Origin of the sequence: Gordonia sp. AC31 (assembly GCF_031844505.1) — a bacterium.
Lineage (GTDB): Bacteria > Actinomycetota > Actinomycetes > Mycobacteriales > Mycobacteriaceae > Gordonia > Gordonia hongkongensis.
Map to the genome: position 1 here is coordinate 1 of NZ_JAUZVK010000085.1, position 1,266 is coordinate 1,266.

General features: G+C 66.1%; 2 protein-coding genes. Both read right to left on the reverse strand.

Annotation, left to right across the window (positions count from 1 at the left end; translation table 11 throughout):
• Positions 1 to 399: extracellular solute-binding protein (locus tag Q9R39_RS24675; protein WP_396275751.1), on the reverse strand; the 399-nt coding region annotated here is incomplete at its 3' end.
• Positions 400 to 410: 11 nt separating this feature from the next.
• Positions 411 to 1,266, reverse strand: an 856-nt coding sequence (locus Q9R39_RS24680; RefSeq protein ID WP_311278458.1) for an ATP-binding cassette domain-containing protein, incomplete at its 5' end; no start/stop codon positions are given.

The following is a 1,266-nucleotide window of genomic DNA, read 5'->3' on the forward strand; positions in this document are numbered from 1 at the left end:
CAGTGGCTTGGCGCCCAGATCGCTCGCGGTGTAGCGCAGGTCGGCGAAAGTGAGCTGGGCGACGTCGGGAGGGTTGCCGGCGATGACCTGCCGCTGCACGCTCTGCACGCTCTGCGCGATCTCATTCGAGCCCTGCGGCGGTACGGCTTCCACATCGATATTCGGGTGCAGGCGCTCGAATTCGGCAACGAGGCCGCGGGTGGTGTCGCCGAAGATCCCGGCACTGGCGAGGTTGAAACTCTCCCAACGGATCGACACCTGCTGGTCAGGGGCGAGCTCAGGGATAATCGCGGTGGCCGATCCGCTCCCCGTGTCGGAGGTGGTCGGAACGGTCGCGCAGCCGGCAATAGCCGCGGCGAGCCCGACCACCAGAATTGGCAGGACGCGTGGGAATTTCATAAGGATCTCTCTCAGGAAGTGAGGACGGGGGCGCGGTCGGGCTCCCAGGTCAGGCGACGACCGCTCTGCCGCGCGAAGAGGTGAACGTGTTCGGGGAGTACTGCCAGGGTGGTGACGTCACCCGGAGCGAGTTGGATCGGCCGGGCGCCGCGGACACTGACCCGCTGGTCCCCGATCTCCACCTCGGCGATCTCTTCGTTGCCCAGGTTCTCGACGATATCGACCCGGCCCCGTAGCGCCGGCCCGTCATGGTCGGCAGGCACCGGGACAACATGCTCGGGACGTACACCCAGGAGCACCTCCCGCACACCGAGGCCTTCGCCGACGCGATAGGGCAGCTCGATATCGATACCGGGAGAACGCAATACGAGGCGGCCGCCGACCCCCCTACCCAGTTCGGCTGGCAACAGATTCATGGGTGGCGCGCCCATGAACCCGGCGACGAACGCCGACGCGGGTTCGTCGTAGATCTCCACAGGGGTGCCGAACTGTTCGATCCGGCCCTCATTCAGTACCGCAACCTTGGTGGCCATGGTCATCGCGTCGACCTGGTCGTGGGTGACATAGACGAACGTGGTGTCGAGACGACGGTGCAGCGAGATGAGCCGGGTCCGGGTGCTCGAGCGCAGTTTCGCGTCGAGGTTGGACAGCGGCTCGTCCATGAGGAAGGCCATCGGCTCGCGCACCATCGCGCGACCCAGCGCCACCCGCTGCCGCTGCCCGCCGGACAGTTCCTTCGGGCGTCGTCGCAGTAGGTGGCCGAGGTCGAGCAGTTCGGCGACGTCCTCGACGCGCCGGCGGATTTCCGCTTTTCCGGTTTTCCGCACACTGAGGCCGAATCCAAGGTTTCGTTCGACGGTTAGATGT